The sequence below is a fragment of the Xanthomonas phaseoli pv. dieffenbachiae genome, assembly GCF_008639345.1.
Taxonomy (GTDB): domain Bacteria; phylum Pseudomonadota; class Gammaproteobacteria; order Xanthomonadales; family Xanthomonadaceae; genus Xanthomonas; species Xanthomonas phaseoli.
The window spans coordinates 2,891,155-2,906,553 of record NZ_CP041380.1 but is presented as its reverse complement, the minus strand read 5'-3'; the positions used below and the strand labels follow the sequence as shown (position 1 = coordinate 2,906,553).

The 15,399-nt window shown below is 65.0% G+C and carries 15 protein-coding genes; all 15 read left to right on the top strand.

From position 1 onward, the window contains the following. Positions 1 to 15 precede the first annotated feature (15 nt). The 15 genes from FLG15_RS13185 (at position 16) to FLG15_RS13115 (ending at position 15,367) form a co-directional block, all read left to right on the top strand. A complete protein-coding gene (locus FLG15_RS13185; protein WP_139790931.1) occupies positions 16 to 1,074 on the top strand; it encodes an acyltransferase family protein in 1,059 nt (352 codons plus the stop codon). 67 nt (positions 1,075 to 1,141) lie between these two features. After that, entirely contained in the window at positions 1,142 to 2,284 is a 1,143-nt protein-coding gene (locus tag FLG15_RS13180; RefSeq protein ID WP_150146523.1) for a glycosyltransferase family 4 protein, read from the top strand. Then, positions 2,281 to 3,330, top strand: a complete 1,050-nt coding sequence (locus tag FLG15_RS13175; protein ID WP_057677548.1) for a glycosyltransferase — start codon at positions 2,281 to 2,283, stop codon at positions 3,328 to 3,330. Before FLG15_RS13180 ends, FLG15_RS13175 begins: the two co-directional genes overlap by 4 nt. 17 nt (positions 3,331 to 3,347) lie before the next feature. Next, positions 3,348 to 4,838, top strand: coding sequence for a lipopolysaccharide biosynthesis protein (locus FLG15_RS13170; protein ID WP_039568828.1), 1,491 nt, complete (start codon positions 3,348 to 3,350; stop codon positions 4,836 to 4,838). Positions 4,839 to 4,901: 63 nt separating this feature from the next. Then, complete coding sequence (locus FLG15_RS13165) at positions 4,902 to 6,098, top strand: GumK N-terminal domain-containing glycosyltransferase (protein WP_057677549.1); 1,197 nt, start codon at positions 4,902 to 4,904, stop codon at positions 6,096 to 6,098. Positions 6,099 to 6,135: 37 nt separating this feature from the next. Beyond that, positions 6,136 to 6,930 carry a polysaccharide pyruvyl transferase family protein gene (locus FLG15_RS13160; protein ID WP_039568823.1) on the top strand — a complete coding sequence of 265 codons (795 nt, stop codon included), beginning with the start codon at positions 6,136 to 6,138 and terminating at the stop codon, positions 6,928 to 6,930. A gap of 4 nt (positions 6,931 to 6,934) precedes the next feature. Further along, positions 6,935 to 7,729 (top strand): WecB/TagA/CpsF family glycosyltransferase, encoded by a 795-nt coding sequence (locus FLG15_RS13155; RefSeq protein WP_057677550.1) that lies wholly within the window; start codon positions 6,935 to 6,937, stop codon positions 7,727 to 7,729. A 34-nt stretch (positions 7,730 to 7,763) separates the two neighbouring features. Further along, positions 7,764 to 8,225 (top strand): cupin domain-containing protein, encoded by a 462-nt coding sequence (locus FLG15_RS13150; protein WP_150146520.1) that lies wholly within the window; start codon positions 7,764 to 7,766, stop codon positions 8,223 to 8,225. An 88-nt stretch (positions 8,226 to 8,313) separates the two neighbouring features. Continuing rightward, a complete protein-coding gene (locus tag FLG15_RS13145) occupies positions 8,314 to 9,327 on the top strand; it encodes a TraB/GumN family protein (RefSeq protein ID WP_057677552.1) in 1,014 nt (337 codons plus the stop codon). 224 nt (positions 9,328 to 9,551) lie between these two features. Then, complete coding sequence (locus tag FLG15_RS13140; protein ID WP_057677553.1) at positions 9,552 to 10,583, top strand: 3-oxoacyl-[acyl-carrier-protein] synthase III C-terminal domain-containing protein; 1,032 nt, start codon at positions 9,552 to 9,554, stop codon at positions 10,581 to 10,583. Then, entirely contained in the window at positions 10,583 to 11,431 is an 849-nt protein-coding gene (locus tag FLG15_RS13135; RefSeq protein ID WP_057677554.1) for an MBL fold metallo-hydrolase, read from the top strand. Before FLG15_RS13140 ends, FLG15_RS13135 begins: the two co-directional genes overlap by 1 nt. Continuing rightward, positions 11,428 to 12,387 (top strand): NAD-dependent epimerase/dehydratase family protein, encoded by a 960-nt coding sequence (locus FLG15_RS13130; protein ID WP_057677555.1) that lies wholly within the window; start codon positions 11,428 to 11,430, stop codon positions 12,385 to 12,387. The genes FLG15_RS13135 and FLG15_RS13130 overlap by 4 nt, the downstream gene beginning before the upstream one ends. Continuing rightward, a complete protein-coding gene (locus tag FLG15_RS13125; RefSeq protein ID WP_057677563.1) occupies positions 12,378 to 13,532 on the top strand; it encodes a glycosyltransferase in 1,155 nt (384 codons plus the stop codon). The genes FLG15_RS13130 and FLG15_RS13125 overlap by 10 nt, the downstream gene beginning before the upstream one ends. Next, on the top strand, positions 13,510 to 14,121 hold the full coding sequence (locus tag FLG15_RS13120; RefSeq protein ID WP_057677556.1) for a hypothetical protein: 612 nt from the start codon (positions 13,510 to 13,512) through the stop codon (positions 14,119 to 14,121). Before FLG15_RS13125 ends, FLG15_RS13120 begins: the two co-directional genes overlap by 23 nt. Further along, complete coding sequence (locus tag FLG15_RS13115) at positions 14,111 to 15,367, top strand: glycosyltransferase (RefSeq protein ID WP_057677557.1); 1,257 nt, start codon at positions 14,111 to 14,113, stop codon at positions 15,365 to 15,367. Before FLG15_RS13120 ends, FLG15_RS13115 begins: the two co-directional genes overlap by 11 nt. Positions 15,368 to 15,399: the final 32 nt, after the last annotated feature.

Sequence of the window (15,399 nt, the reverse complement as noted above, 5' to 3'; positions counted from 1 at the left end):
TCTTCACCGCACGCTATGCGTGCCCATCACCTGGCGGACGCCGAAACGGCGCCTGCGCGGACGCGCGACTGGCAGATCGACGCCGCCAAGGCGTTGGCCATCGCGCTGGTGGTGCTGGGCCATGCCAGCGGCATGCCGCCAGCGTACAAGCTGTTCGCTTACAGCTTCCATGTGCCGCTGTTTTTCGTGTTGTCGGGGTGGGTTGGCGAGCGTTTTGGACAGCGGGCATTGACCGGGGCATCGGTCGCAAAACTGGCGCGCACGCTGCTGGTGCCGTATCTCGCGTTTTTCATGGTGGCCTATGCGCTGTGGTTGTTGACTGCTGCGATCGACGGGCATGCGGGTCATCCGCAGGCGCGCCCGTGGTGGCACCCGCTCACGGGATTGCTGTGGGCCAACGGGTCACGCCTGTATGTGCTTCCGGCGCTGTGGTTCCTGCCCGCGTTATTTGTCACAACGCTGGCTTACATTGCGTTGCGTGCGCGATTGAGTGCGGCTGCGGTGGCGGCGGTCAGTCTGCCGATAGCGCTGGCGTGGGCGGGCTGGTTTCCTTTGCTACAGCAGCGCCTGCCGCTCGCGCTGGATGTGCTGCCAGTGGCGCTGTTCTTCATTGCAGTTGGCGGTTGGCTGGCGCGGTTCTCCGATGCGTTGCGATCGCTGCGCGCGCAGGTGTGGGCGCTTGCCTTGTTGCCGTTGGCTGCACTGTGGTGGTGGCTGGCGGGGTGGAACGGGCAGGTGGATGTGAACAACCTGCAGTTCGGGCGGTCGGCGGCCGTCTTCCTGCTGGTCAGTCTGCTCGGGACGGCGATGACGTTTTGCGTCGCCTATTTCATTCGGCGCCTGCGCTGGGTGCAATGGATTGGCACCAACACCTTGCTGATCCTGTGCACGCATACCCTGGTTTTCTTGGTGACCACCAGCGTGGTGGCGCGTACGGGCCTGGTCGCACGTAGCGCAATCGGTACACCTGCCTGGGCGTTGGGGCTGAGCGCTTTCGCGATTGCTGCAAGCGTGCCGATGCGCGCGGTGCTGGTGCTGGTCGCACCATGGATGTTGGGGTTGAAACGCAAATGACGAGTTTTCAGAATCATCAGCCGTCGCAGCAACAGAGTGCGCGCCGCTGGCAAAGGAGAGTGGCGTAATGAAAGTGGTGCATGTCGTCCGCCAATTCCATCCTTCGATCGGGGGCATGGAAGAGGTCGTTCTCAATGTTGCCCGCCAACATCAAGCCACCAGTGCCGACACGGTCGAGATCGTGACGCTGGATCGTGTGTTCACCGATCCCGGTGCGCAGCTTTCGGCGCAGGAGACGCACCAGGGGCTACCGATCCGACGGATTGGCTACCGCGGCTCGTCGCGCTACCCGCTGGCGCCTTCAGTGCTCGGTGCGATTCGTTCGGCCGATGTCGTGCATGTGCATGGCATCGATTTTTTTTACGACTATCTGGCATTGACCAAGCCGCTGCACGGCAAGCCGATGGTGGTGTCCACGCACGGCGGGTTTTTCCATACCGCCTACGCATCGCGCATGAAACAGCTGTGGTTCCAGACACTCACGCGTACCTCGGCGCTGGCCTATGCGCGGGTGATCGCCACCAGCGAAAACGATGGCGATCTGTTCGCCAAGGTCGTGGCACCGGCGCGGCTGCGGGTGATCGAAAACGGCGTGGATGTAGACAAATATGCAGGGCAGGGAGCGACCGCGCCCGGCCGGACCATGCTGTATTTCGGGCGGTGGTCGGTCAACAAGGGGCTGATCGAAACCCTGGAGCTGTTGCAGGCAGCGCTCAACCGCGACCCGCACTGGCGGCTGATCATTGCCGGCCGCCAGTACGATCTGAACGAAGCTGATCTGCGCAAGGCAATTGCCGAACGCGGGCTGCAGGACAAGGTGCAGCTGAGCATGTCGCCCTCGCAGGAGCAGTTGCGTGCATTGATGCAGCAGGCGCAGTTCTTCGTGTGCCTGTCGCGGCATGAAGGCTTTGGTATCGCGGCGGTCGAAGCGATGAGTGCGGGCTTGATTCCTATCTTCAGCGATATCCCGCCATTCGTGCGGCTCGCCAGCGAATCGGGCCAGGGCGTGATCGTCAACCGCGACAGGATCGAAGCGGCAGCAGATCAGGTGCAGGCGCTTGCGTTGCAGTCCGACAGCGATTTCGACACCCGTCGCGCGGCGTCCATGGCCTATGTGAGCCGCTATGACTGGAAGCACGTGGTCGGGCGCTACGTCGACGAATATCACGATGCGTTGGGTATTCCGCGCGTGCAGGAGGCTGTGCGATGAGCACGCTTGCTTCTGCGCCGATGACGCATGCGGCAACGCAGCCGCAGGTGACGGTGCTGTTTTCCACCGAAAAGCCCAATGCCAACACCAACCCGTACCTGACCCAGCTCTACGACGCGCTGCCTGCCGCAGTGCATCCGCGGTTCTTTTCGATGCGCGACGCATTGCTGTCGCGTTACGACGTGTTGCATCTGCATTGGCCCGAATACCTGCTACGCCATCCGACTGCTGCCGGGACGTTAGCCAAGCAGGTCTGCGCGGCGTTGTTGTTGCTCAAGCTGCAGCTGACCGGCACGCCGGTGGTACGCACCTTGCACAATCTTGCACCGCATGAGGACCGCGGCTGGCGCGAACGTAGCCTGCTGCGCTGGATCGACCGGCTGACGCGGCGCTGGATTCGCATCAATGCGACCACGCCGCCGCGTCCGCCGTTCACCGACACGATTCTGCACGGCCATTATCGCGACTGGTTCGCGACCATGGAGCAGGGCAGCACGGTGCCGGGGCGGTTGCTGCACTTTGGCCTGATTCGCCCGTACAAAGGCGTCGAAACCTTGCTGGAGGTCATGCGCGAGGTCGACGATACGCGTCTCAGCCTGCGTATTGTCGGCAACCCGGCCACGCCGCAGATGCGCACCTTGGTGGAGGACGCCTGTGCGCAGGATCCGCGGATCAGCGCATTGCTGGCCTATGTGGAAGAGCCGGTGCTGGCGCGAGAAGTCAGCGCGGCCGAACTGGTGGTGTTGCCGTATCGGCAGATGCATAACTCCGGCACGTTGCTGCTGGCGCTGTCGCTGGCGCGTCCGGTGCTGGCGCCATGGAGCGAATCCAACGCGGCCATCGCCGAGGAAGTGGGCCCCGGTTGGGTGTTCCTGTACGAAGGCGAGTTCGATGCCGCGTTGCTGACCGGCATGCTGGACAAGGTGCGCGCTGCGCCACGCGGCCCGGCACCGGATCTCTCGCAGCGCGACTGGCCGCGGATTGGACAATTGCATTACCGCACCTATCTGGAAGCGTTGGGCAAGGATGGAGACGCCGCGCTGTGACCGCTGAGACACCTACGATGACATCTTCCACACCGCCGCCACCGCCACAGCGCAGTCTTGGGTCGCGCGCTGCCGGTGGCGCAGCGGTGACCATGCTTGGCCAGTCGGCCAAGATGGTGGTGCAGTTCGGCGGCATCATCCTGTTGGCGCGTCTGCTGACGCCTTACGACTACGGTCTGATGGCGATGGTCACCGCCATCGTCGGCGCCGCCGAGATCCTGCGCGATTTCGGCCTGTCGGCGGCAGCCGTGCAAGCCAAGCAAGTCAGTCGCGAGCAGCGCGACAACCTGTTCTGGATCAACAGCGGCATTGGTCTGCTGCTGTCGCTGGTGGTGTTCGCCTCGGCGCATCTGATTGCCAACTTCTACAAGGAGCCGGCCCTGGTGACGATTTCCCAGGCGCTGGCGGTCACCTTCCTGATCAACGGCATGACCACGCAGTACCGCGCGCACCTGAGCCGCGGGCTGCGCTTCGGGCAGGTGGCGCTAAGCGACGTGGGCTCGCAGGTGCTCGGTCTTGGCGCGGCGGTTGCCGCTGCGCTGCTGGGCTGGGGCTACTGGGCGCTGGTGGTACAGCAGGTGGTGCAGGCCGGCGTCAATTTCATTATCGCCGCCAGCTGCGCGCGCTGGTTACCGGGTGGCTACCGACGTTCGGCGCCGATGCGCGATTTCATGAGTTTCGGCTGGAACCTGATGGCAGCGCAGTTGCTCGGGTATGCCAGTCGCAACGTGGGCCAGGTCATCATCGGTTGGCGGACCGGACCGGACGCGCTGGGCTTGTACAACCGCGCATTCCAGCTGTTGATGATGCCGTTGAACCAGATCAATGCGCCTGCCACCAGCGTGGCGCTGCCGGTGTTGTCGCAGTTGCAGGACGACCGCGAGCGCTTTAGTGCCTTCCTGCTGCGCGGGCAGACCGTCATGGTGCACCTGATCTTTGCGCTGTTTGCGTTTGCCTGCGCACTGGCGATGCCGCTGATCGTGCTGGTACTGGGCGAGCAGTGGCGTGAGGCGGTGCCGCTGTTCCAGGTGCTGACACTGGGCGGTATCTTCCAGACGGCGGCCTATGCAACGTACTGGGTGTTCCTTGCGCGGGGGCTGATGCGCGCGCAGCTGGTGTATTCGCTGGTCAGCCGCGTCCTGCTGATTGCCTGCATTTTCGTTGGCTCGCGCTGGGGCGCGATGGGTGTGGCGATCGGCTATTCGTTCGGTCTGTTGTTGACCTGGCCGCTGTCGCTGCTGTGGATCGGCAAGATTTCAGACGCGCCGGTCGGAGCTCTCTTCACCAATGCGCTGCGCGCCATGGTCGCCTACGGGGCGGCGGGTGGCTGTGCGTATTACGCCTCCATTACGGTGGGCGGCCCGCTGTGGGAGCAACTGGCTGTCGGCGCAGTGACAATGCTTGCCGTCTGCCTGCTTGCCTTGGCGATCTGGCCTGCATTCCGTCGCGATGTGATTGCGATCATCAACATCCGCAAGCTGCTGACCCAGGCCAAGGCACGTCGATGAGTCGACATTGTCTTCGCCTGCAGTCGGTCATGCTTTCTCTCACTCATTCATAGGACACGGCCCATGAGCGATACACCCGCCGCCGCTTCCGGCATCCGCCGGCCTTGCTATCTGGTCTTGTCCGCCCACGATTACCGCACGCCGCGGCGCGCCAATATCCACTTCATTACCGATCAACTGGCGTTGCGCGGGACCACGCGATTCTTCTCGCTGCGTTACAGCCGGTTGTCGCGCATGAAGGGCGATATGCGGCTGCCGCTCGACGAAACCGCAAACACGGTCGTCTCGCATAAGGGTGTCGACTGCTACCTGTGGCGCACGACGGTGCATCCGTTCAATACGCGTCGTCCATGGTTGCGGTCGGTCGAGGATGCGATGTTCCGTTGGTATGCCGCGCATCCGCCGCGCCAGCTACTCGACTGGATGCGCGAGGCGGACGTAATCGTGTTCGAAAGCGGCATTGCGGTGGCTTTCATCGAACTGGCCAAGCGCGTCAATCCTGTAGCCAAGCTGGTATACCGCGCGTCAGACGGATTGAGCACGATCAATGTTGCGTCCTATATCGAGCGCGAGTTCGACCGCGTAGCGCCCAAGCTCGATGTGATTGCACTGGTGTCGCCGGCAATGGCAGAGGAGATCGCCAGCCGCGACAACGTCTATCACGTTGGCCATGGCGTCGATCACAACCTGGATCAACTCGGCGACCCGTCGCCGTACGGCGAGGGCATCCACGCAGTGGCGGTCGGTTCGATGTTGTTCGATCCGGAATTCTTCGTGGTTGCCAGCAAGGCCTTCCCTCAGGTGACGTTTCATGTGATCGGCTCGGGCATGGGCCGGCATCCGGGCTACGGCGATAACGTGGTGGTCTACGGCGAGATGAAGCATGCCGAGACCATTGGCTATATCAAGCACGCGCGGTTCGGGATTGCGCCGTATGCCTCCGAGCAGGTGCCGGTCTACCTGGCCGACAGTTCGATGAAGTTGCTGCAATACGACTTTTTCGGCTTGCCTGCGGTGTGTCCGAACGCCGTGGTGGGGCCGTATCAGTCACGTTTCGGCTACACTCCGGGCGACGCCGATTCTGTCGTTGCCGCAATCGGCCGCGCCCTGGAAGCGCCGCGTGTGCGTTATCGCCAGTGCCTGAATTGGTCCGACACCACCGATCGCGTGCTGGACCCAGGGGCGTATCCGGAAACCCGTTTGTATCCACAGCAAAGCGCAGCGGTGCATGCCTCGTCGGAGGCTGCGCTCTCGCACTGATGCGGCGCACATTTTTTCATTAGGAGACTCATACGTTATGGCCAACGCCTTGCTGCAGAAATGGATAGAACATGCAGAACGTCGTGCGCTGTTCTGGTGGCAGCCCAAGAACGCTGGCGTGAATATGGGGGATCACCTGTCCAAGGTAATCGTCTCCTGCGTGCTGTCCTTGCAGGACAAGACGCTGATCGAGAAGCGGGATCTGAGCAAGAAGCTGATCGCGATCGGCTCGGTGCTGCACTTTGCCAAAGACGGCGACACCGTCTGGGGCAGTGGCATCAACGGCAAGATTCCTGCCGAGCGCAACACCTTCAGTACGCTCGATGTCCGCGCGGTGCGTGGGCCGAAGACGCGCAAGTTTCTGCTCGATCGCGGCATCGCCGTGCCGGAAGTGTATGGCGATCCCGGGCTGCTGACGCCGATGTTCTTTCCGGCCGATGCGCTTGGCGCGGTCAACAAGCGCCCGTTCGCCATCGTTCCGCACTTCAACGAGCCGGTCGAAAAGTACAGCGCGTACAAGGATCACTTGGTATTTCCCAACGTCAAGCCCGCAACCTTCATGAGCGCCTTGCTTGGCGCGGAGTTGGTGATCAGTAGCTCGCTGCACGGCCTGATCCTTGCCGAAGCCTATGGAATTCCGGCGGTGTACCTGGATTGGGGCAACGGCGAAGATCGCTTCAAGTACGACGACTACTACAACGGTACCGGGCGTCTGCAATGGCATTCCGGCAACAGCGTGGAAGAGTGTCTGCAACTGGGCGGCAACGGCGATTTCGATCTGGAAAAGCTGCAGGCGGGGCTGTTGGCTGCCTTCCCTTACGACCTTTGGTGATTCGATGACGCAGGGCCAGCGCGTGGATGTGGAAACAACGGGGATTGCCAGCGGAACCACGCCGCCTGGTGTGGTGATTCCGTTAGGCGGCTTTCCGGTGTCGTCCACCACGCAGGAAGCCTTCGCGCTGGATCTGTTCCACGCGCTGGCCGCTCGTCAGCCGCGGCGGGTGTTCTTCGCCAATACCAATTTCATCGTGCAGTGCCAGTCGCTGCGGATGCGCATGCGCGAGCCCAGCGTGCGTATCGTCAACGACGGGATCGGCATGGATCTGGCTGCTCGGCTGATCCACGGCCGCCGCTTTGCCGGCAACCTCAATGGCACCGACCTGATTCCGTATCTGTGCCGTGAGAGTGCGCAGCCGCTGAAGTTCTTTCTGTTGGGCGGCCGTCCGGGTGTGGGCAAGACCGCTGCGGCGACGCTGACCGGGACCTTGGGGCAGCAGGTGGTCGGCATGTGCGACGGCTATGGCGAATTTGCGGCGGCGGGCGAGGGCCTGGCCGAGCGTATCAATCGCTCCGGTGCCGATGTGCTGCTGGTGGCGTTCGGCAACCCGCTGCAGGAGCGCTGGATCCTGGACCATAGCCACGCGCTGAGCGTGCCGCTGGTCTTTGGGGTGGGCGCGTTGCTCGACTTCTTGTCCGGTACCGCCAAGCGCGCGCCCGAGTGGGTGCGAAGCCTGCATATGGAGTGGATGTATCGGCTGCTCAACGAGCCACGCCGTTTGCTCAAGCGCTATAGCTGGGATCTGCTGGTGTTCTTCCGTACCTGTCTGCGCGCGGGAAAGCAGCTGCCCTGATGCAGCGCGGGCGTGTCTGGCCTAGCATGCGCGCATGCATCCGACCGCCGCCGCCCTGATCCGCTCGCTGGAGCTCGCCCCGCATCCGGAAGGCGGACACTATCGCCGCGTCTACGCCTCCGCGCGTCAGGTGACCGACAACGGGCAGACCCGTCCGGCAATGACTGCCATCCGCTTTTTGTTGAATGCAGGCGAATGCAGTGCGTGGCACCGCGTCGATGCGGAAGAAACCTGGCACTGGCAGTTGGGCGATGCCTTGGAACTGCTGATCTACGACACCTGCACCGATCAAGTGCAGCTCGTGATCGTGGATGCCGCCGAACGCGGCGAGCCGATGCATGTGGTGCCGGCAGGCTGTTGGCAAGCGGCACGCTCGCTCGGCGACTTCACCTTGGTGGGCTGCACGGTGTCGCCGGGATTTGTCTGGGAAGGCTTTGCGCTGCTCGACGAGGCTTCGCCGTTGGCCGCACACCTGGCGACGCTGCTGCCACGCTAGCCGTCGACTGCGAGTTCGGCCAAACGCTTCCCTAACGCGGCCGCTGCCGGCTTGGCGTACTGTCCGCCTCAAACAGGGGCGACACACCATGCAACGCAAGGCCGCGGGATGGGGAATGGGGTTGATGTTGGTGTCGCTGCTGGCGACCGCCGGTGAAGCCGTGCCGCCCAAGGCGGCGCCGGCACCGGCCGTGGTGGATCTGGAAGCCATGGTCGTGCGCGGCGTGCAGCCCGGGCCGGGCTTGTGGAAGGTCAGCAAGGGCGATCATGTGTTGTGGATCCTGGGTACCTCGTCGCCATTGCCAAGGCGACTGCAGTGGCAGTCGACCGAGGTGGAAACCATCATCGGCCAGTCCCAGCAGGTGCTGGAAGCGCCAACCGTGCAGGTGGATGCGGACATGGGATTCTTCGGCAAGCTGACCTTGCTGCCGTCGGCCATGCAAGCGATGAAGAACGAAGACGGGCGCGAGCTGCGCGATATCTTGCCGGCCGACCTGTATGCGCGCTGGAGCGTGTCCAAGGCGCGCTATCTCGGCAGCGACCGCGGCGTGGAGCGCAAGCGCCCGATGCTGGCCGCCGGCGAGTTGTATCAGGCGGCGATCAAGCGCTCCGGCCTGGCCCGTTCGCCGGTGGTTTGGCCAGTGGTGGAACGCGCCGCCAAGCGTGCGGGCATCAAACCCACACCGACCGCACTGGACTACAAGATCAAGGACCCGCGCCAGGCGCTCAAGGAATTTCGGGCCGGCGGAATGGACGATACCGCGTGTTTCCGTAGCATCCTGGTGACAGTGGAACGCGACCTGCCGACGATGGTGGAGCGCGCCAATGCCTGGTCGGTGGGCGATATCGAGGCCTTGCGTCAGCTGCCGCGCGAAGACCCGCGGGCCGCCTGCATGGGCGCAATGGCCAGCTCCGCTGCTGCAAAGAAACGCGGCATCGACGACCTGGAACGGCGCATGCGCGAGCATTGGCTGGGCATCGCTACCGCCGCGCTGCAACGCAATCGCAGCACGTTCGCGGTGCTGCCGATCAGTCGGTTGACCGCGCCGGATGGCTATCTGGCACGCCTGCAAGCGCTGGGCTATGAGGTGCAAGCGCCTTGATCGCCTGACGCGCAGGACGGCGCGCATGCGCCCCAGGCACGTCTGCACACGCGAGTGCCTGCTGCGGTGCGCTGGCGATGCGGGTTGTGCAGCGCTTGCAGCCGTTTGGAGCGGTGCTTGCCGCGCCCGATCGCCGGAGCCGTGTCGCGCTCCGCCCGGACGGCACCGCGATCGCGCAGGGCGACTGGCCGTGCGGGGGTTAGGCCGGCCGTTCCTGCCACGGTATGCTGCGCGCCTTCTTTGCCGAGAGCTTCGTGTTGAACGCATTGCCGCTACGCATCCTGGGCACCGGACGCCATGTCCCGGCGCGCGAAGTCAGCTCGGGCGAGTTGGACGCGCGCTGGCAGTTGCCGGCCGGAACCACGGCCGCACGCCTGGGGGTTGTCACCCGCCACTACGTGGGCGAGGGCGAAACGGCATCGTCGATGGGAGCGGCCGCGGCGCAGCAGGCGTTGGACAATGCCGGCATCGACGGCAGCCAGATCGATTGCCTGATCTCGGCTTGTGCGGTCATGGAGCAACCAATTCCCTGTCAGGCGGTGCTGATCCAGCGCGCATTGGGGTTGGGCGATTCCGGCATTCCCGCATTCGATGTCAATGCCACCTGCCTGAGCTTCCTGGTGGCGCTGGACATGGCCGCCAATGCGCTGGCCCTGGGCCGCTATCGGCGCGTGTTGATCGTCTCCAGCGAAGTGGCCTCGGCTGGGCTGGACGATGCCAACCCCGGCACGGCGGGATTGTTCGGCGATGGTGCTGCCGCGGTCGTGGTCGGGCGCAGCAGTGCAGAGCAGGGCTCGGCGTTGCTGTCCAGCCGCCTTGCCAGTTATGGCAACGGCGCGGACCTGTGTCGCATCGGCGGCGGCGGCACCCGCGCGCCGCACGGAGAAGCAAGCGCACCCGCCGCTTCGCGCCTGTTCTGGATGGATGGCCGCGGCGCGTATCGCTTTGCCGCGCGTTACCTGCCGGCGTTCTGGACGCAGCTGCTGGACGAGGCGGGAGTTGCGGCCACTGCGTTGCACTGGCTGGTGCCGCACCAGGCCTCCGGTGGCGGCCTGGATCATGTGGTGCAGGCGCTGGGGCTGCGTGCCGAGCAGGTGGTGCGCATCCTGCCGACCACCGGCAACCAGGTGGCCGCCTCGTTGCCGCATGCCTTGCATCATGCGGTGGTGGGTCGGCAACTGCAGCGCGGCGAGCTGGTCGCCTTGCTCGGCACCGGCGCCGGCTTGGCGATCGGCGGCATGGTGTTGCGCTACTGATGGCGCCGCGTATTTCCCTCGACCTGCTGCGCATCGGCCATTGCCGACATTGCGAACGCATGGTGCGCGCCGATGGACATTGGCACGCGGTCGAGTTTCCAGCCTTGAGCGTGCTAATTCGGCATCCACAGCGCGGCGCGCTGCTCTACGACACCGGCTATGCGGAGCATTTTTTTCGCGCCACCGATCCGTGGCCGGAGCGCCTGTACCGCTGGACCACGCCGGTGACGCTGCCGGCGCACGAAACCTTGGGCGCGCAACTGGCGCGTCGCGACGTGCAGCTGGACGAGATCGCCTGGTGTCTGATTTCGCACTTCCACGCCGATCATATCGGTGGCCTGCGCGATCTGCCGAATGCGCGCTTCATCTGCCTGCGCGCGGACTACCAGCAGCTGCGCAGCTGCTCGCGCGTGGGCGGGTTGCGCCGCGCCTTGCTGCCGCAGTTGTTGCCCGACGACTTCGACCAGCGCCTGCAGTTCGCCGACCAGGCACCGCAGTGCGCGTTGACTGGAGCCTGGCAGGAGCTCGGCCCGGCCTACGATCTGTTCGAGGACGGCAGCGTGCTCGCGGTACCGCTACCCGGGCACGTGCCCGGCCAGATGGGGCTATGGGTACGCGACCAGCACGACCGCGAGGTGTTGCTGTGTGCGGACGCGGTGTGGTCCTCGGCCACCTGGGCCTCGCTGCAATGGCCAGCCTGGCCCACGCGTTTGCTGATGCACGACTGGCACGCATTCCAGCGCACCGTGCGGCAACTGCACGGCCTGTCGCAGGCGCATCCGGAGCTGGTCATCCTGCCTTCGCATTGCCAGCCCAGTCTTGACCGTTATCAACCGGAGTGGCGATGAGCCTGCGCATTCTCGTGACCGGTGCATCCGGTTTTGTCGGTGGCTCGTTCCTGCGGCGTTTCCAGGGGCGGCCCGGTGTGGAGATCCATGGCATCGGGCGGCGCGCCAGCGATCTGCCCAGCTACCATCGCATCGATCTGAGCCAACCGTTCGCGCTGGACTGGCGACCGGATGTGGTGATCCATGCGGCCGCGCTGGCCTCGCCGTGGGGAACGCGCGCGCAGTTCCACCAGCACAACGTGCAGGCCACCGCCAACGTCATCGACTTCTGCAAGCGGCACGGTTGCCCGCGCCTGCTGTATGTCTCCTCCAGTTCGGTGTTCTATCGCGAAGCGCATCAATACGACCTGGATGAAGACAGCCCGATCGGCCCGGCGTTCGTCAATACCTACGCACGAACCAAATATCTTGGCGAAACCCTGCTCGACGACTATCCCGGGGAAAAGAGCGTGTTGCGCCCGCGTGCGGTGTTCGGGCCCGGCGATACGGTGCTGTTTCCGCGCGTGATCGCCGCCGCGCGCAAGGGTGCCTTGCCACGTTTTGTCGGCCAGACCGAACCGGTGATCGGCGACCTGATCTATATCGATACGCTGTGCGATTACCTGTACCGCGCGGCCACCGCGCCGCAGTTGCAGCCGGCGTACAACCTCACCAACGCACACCCGGTGGACCTGCAGCACTTGTTGCTGGAGGTGCTGGCGCGCCTGCAACTGCCGTTGCCGCGGCGCGAGGTACGCATCGGCACCGCATTGCGCATGGCCAGCGTGGTGGAGGCGGTGTATCGAGGGCTGCGGCTGCGCGGCGAGCCGCCGATCACGCGTTTCGGCGTTGGCGTGTTCGCGTACTCCAAGACCTTCGATCCGCGCCGCACGCTGGCCGATCTCGGCCCGCCCAGTGTCGGCCTGGACGAGGGCGTGGACGCCTTCGTGCGTTGGCAGGCAGCGCAGTGGGCCTGATCGTCCCCCTCCTGGCGGCGCTGTATCTGGCCGTGCTGCTGGTCAAGACGGCGGCCGTGCTGTGGATCATGCGTGGCGAACGCAGGAGCTCAGCGCGCAGTGCCATTGCAACGCCGGCCGACGTGGCGATCCTGCAGCCGATTCTTGGTGGCGATGCGCACCTGCAAGAGGTGCTCAGCGCCAACGTGCAGGCATTGCCGCAGGCGCAGTTCGTCTGGTTGCTGGATGCCGACGATGGCCCGGGAAACGCTGCTGCCGATGCTGTCGTTGCGCGCTATCCGCAGCGGCGTATCGCGCGCCTGCTGGTGCCGGCGGCACCAGCAGGCATCAACCCCAAGGCCTGGAAACTCGATTACGCGTTGCCGCACATCGATGCGCCTGTCAGCCTGATTCTCGACGACGATGCGCATCTGGGCGGACATGCGCTGTCGCAACTGTTGTCGGACCTCACGCATGCCGATGTCGTCACCGCGCTGCCGTATTACCGCGACAGCGCCACGCTGGCCGGGCGCCTGTTGGCGCAGTTCGTCAACAACAATGCCGCGCTCACATACTTGGGGTGGCTGCCATTCGCAGCGCCGCTGACCATCAATGGCATGTGCTACGCCGCGCGTACCGAACAGCTGCGCCGCTGGGGCGGCTTTGCCGCATTGCTGGAGCAACTGACCGACGATCTGGCCTTCGCGACCCTGGTGCGCGACCGCGGCGGGCGACTCTGGCAATCCACTGCGCCGGTGGCGATGCGTACCGCCATGCCCGACCTGCGTGGCTATGTGCGCCAGATGCATCGCTGGATGCTGTTCGCAACGATCCTGCTAGGCCGTCAACGCCTGCGCGTACGCAGTGCCATCGGCGTGTTGCAGGGGCTGCCGCCGGTGCTGCTGGTGGCCATGCTGGTTTGCGCTTGCGTGCAACACACCTGGCCGGCTGCACTGTGCGTATTGATCGTCTTGCTGGTGCGCGCGTTGCTGCTGTGCGGTGTGCAATGGCGCGTCACCGGCGCCGTTCGCCATCGCCTGCTGGTGTCGCTCTGCGCCGAATGCCTGCAGCCGTTGCATCTGCTGCACGCCGTGCTGGTGCGCACGATCCGCTGGCGCACGCGGCGCTACCGCGTGTTAGCCAATGGGTGCTTTCGTGCAGAGTGAGTCGGGTCCGCTGCAGATCGCCTTCCTCACCGGGCAGAGCGATCCGGCAAGCTGCGCCTTGAGTGCGGAGCAGGGGGCATTTCTGCAAGAGCTGCGGGGCACGGGCAGGCAGTTGGTGGACTGCAATTATCCGTACCGCCGAAACAACGTGCCGCACCGGCGCACGCCGTTGTGGCGTGCCAGCCTGTCCAATGCGCGGCAGTATCTTGCGGCCCGGCATGCCCGCCTTGCCGAGGCCGATCGCAAGCGTGTGCATGCGCTGCTGGATCAGGCGCCGATGACGCTGCTTCTTGCCGGCAGCTGCGGGCTGCAGCTATTGACCGCTTTGCAGTTGCCGGATGCGTTGCGCGCACGTCTGGCGGTTTTTGCGTACGGCCCGGTGTGCGATGCGCCCGCAGTGTTCGGCCAGCTGCGCGTGGTACAGGGCCGCAGCGACTGGATCTCTCGAACATTGTTCGATGGGCACGTCGATGCGAGGCCTGCGTGCGGACACATGGCGTACCTGCGCAACGCCAAGGTGCTTGCCGAGTGCCAGCGCTTCCTCGCGCAGATCGAACGGACGCGACAGGGCGCAGCGCATGCGCATTGATCTGATCGCACCGCCCTACAGCGGCCATCTGCATCCCATCCTGGCAATCGCGCAACAACTCAGCGCGCAGCACCAGGTCTGCGTCATCAGTACGCCTGCCGCGCAGGCGCGCATCGAAGCATGTGGGCTCACCGCTGCCAGCGTGCTGGACGCGCATGCCGATCGCTTGCTGCTTTCCATCGCCAACCCGCCGCACGCCGTGGGCCACAACCCCGTGCGCCTGCGTCGGCAGTTGCACCATGCGCTCGGGCTCATGGCGCAGCTGGGCGAAGTGCTACAGCAGCGCTGGCGCGAGCGGCGGCCGGATCTGGTGATCGTCGACTTCACCCTGCCCAGCGCAGGACTGGCCGCACAGGCGATGGGCATCGCCTGGTGGACCAGCATGCCGTCGCCGTGCGTGATCGAAACCACGGATGGGCCGCCCGCATACATTGGTGGATTGCTGCCTGCGACCACGCCCTTGCAGCGTGTCTGGCATGCAGCGGCGCGCCGGCTCACGCGTGGTTTCAAACGGACCCTGCACCTGTGCTATCGGCGCCAGATGCGCGCGTGCGGGTTGCCGGCGATCTATCGCAGCGATCGCAGCGAGGCGGTGTATTCGCCGCAGTGCATCCTGGCCCTGGGAGTACCGTCGTTCGAGCTGGCGCAGCATTGGCCGGCGGCAGTGCGCTTCGTCGGGCCGCAGTTGTGCACGCCGCCTTCGTCGGTGACTGCGCCCACCTTCGTCGACGGTCGCCGACATGTGCTGGTGACGCTGGGCACGCATCTGCAATGGGTCAAGCAGCGCATGGATGGCGTGTTGCGCGCGCTGGCGCCGCAGTTCCCGGAGGTGATTTTCCATTTCAGCGACGGCGACACCGGCGCTCCGCCGCAGCCGGGGCAGGGCAATTATCAGCGGCTGCCCTATGTGGATTACGCACAGCACCTGCACCGCTACGCATTGGTGATCCATCACGGCGGTGCCGGCATTCTCTACGCCTGCCTTGCCGCGGGATTGCCGGCCATCGTCTACCCGCTGGACTACGACCAGTTCGATCACGCCGCGCGCCTGCAGGTAGCGGGCGCTGCCTGGTGGTTGCGCGATCTGGATGGCTTGCCGGCGTTGCTGCGTCAGGCGCTCGGCGCCGGCGAGGTGCCACGCGGCGTGCGTCGCCTGCAGGCGGAGCTACAGCTGATCCAATCGCAGGCGCGCATCGCGCACCTGGTGGAGGATTTCGCGCAGACTGGCGCGGTGCCGCCGGTGTAATGCGGCACGCGCCACAACGAGCCTGTAGGGGC

Coding starts and splice junctions, on each gene's coding strand:
- FLG15_RS13185 (WP_139790931.1), top strand. CDS start 16: ATGCGTGCCCATCACCTGGCGGACGCCGAAACGGCGCCTGCGCGGACG.
- FLG15_RS13180 (WP_150146523.1), top strand. CDS start 1,142: ATGAAAGTGGTGCATGTCGTCCGCCAATTCCATCCTTCGATCGGGGGC.
- FLG15_RS13175 (WP_057677548.1), top strand. CDS start 2,281: ATGAGCACGCTTGCTTCTGCGCCGATGACGCATGCGGCAACGCAGCCG.
- FLG15_RS13170 (WP_039568828.1), top strand. CDS start 3,348: ATGACATCTTCCACACCGCCGCCACCGCCACAGCGCAGTCTTGGGTCG.
- FLG15_RS13165 (WP_057677549.1), top strand. CDS start 4,902: ATGAGCGATACACCCGCCGCCGCTTCCGGCATCCGCCGGCCTTGCTAT.
- FLG15_RS13160 (WP_039568823.1), top strand. CDS start 6,136: ATGGCCAACGCCTTGCTGCAGAAATGGATAGAACATGCAGAACGTCGT.
- FLG15_RS13155 (WP_057677550.1), top strand. CDS start 6,935: ATGACGCAGGGCCAGCGCGTGGATGTGGAAACAACGGGGATTGCCAGC.
- FLG15_RS13150 (WP_150146520.1), top strand. CDS start 7,764: ATGCATCCGACCGCCGCCGCCCTGATCCGCTCGCTGGAGCTCGCCCCG.
- FLG15_RS13145 (WP_057677552.1), top strand. CDS start 8,314: ATGCAACGCAAGGCCGCGGGATGGGGAATGGGGTTGATGTTGGTGTCG.
- FLG15_RS13140 (WP_057677553.1), top strand. CDS start 9,552: ATGCTGCGCGCCTTCTTTGCCGAGAGCTTCGTGTTGAACGCATTGCCG.
- FLG15_RS13135 (WP_057677554.1), top strand. CDS start 10,583: ATGGCGCCGCGTATTTCCCTCGACCTGCTGCGCATCGGCCATTGCCGA.
- FLG15_RS13130 (WP_057677555.1), top strand. CDS start 11,428: ATGAGCCTGCGCATTCTCGTGACCGGTGCATCCGGTTTTGTCGGTGGC.
- FLG15_RS13120 (WP_057677556.1), top strand. CDS start 13,510: ATGGGTGCTTTCGTGCAGAGTGAGTCGGGTCCGCTGCAGATCGCCTTC.
- FLG15_RS13115 (WP_057677557.1), top strand. CDS start 14,111: ATGCGCATTGATCTGATCGCACCGCCCTACAGCGGCCATCTGCATCCC.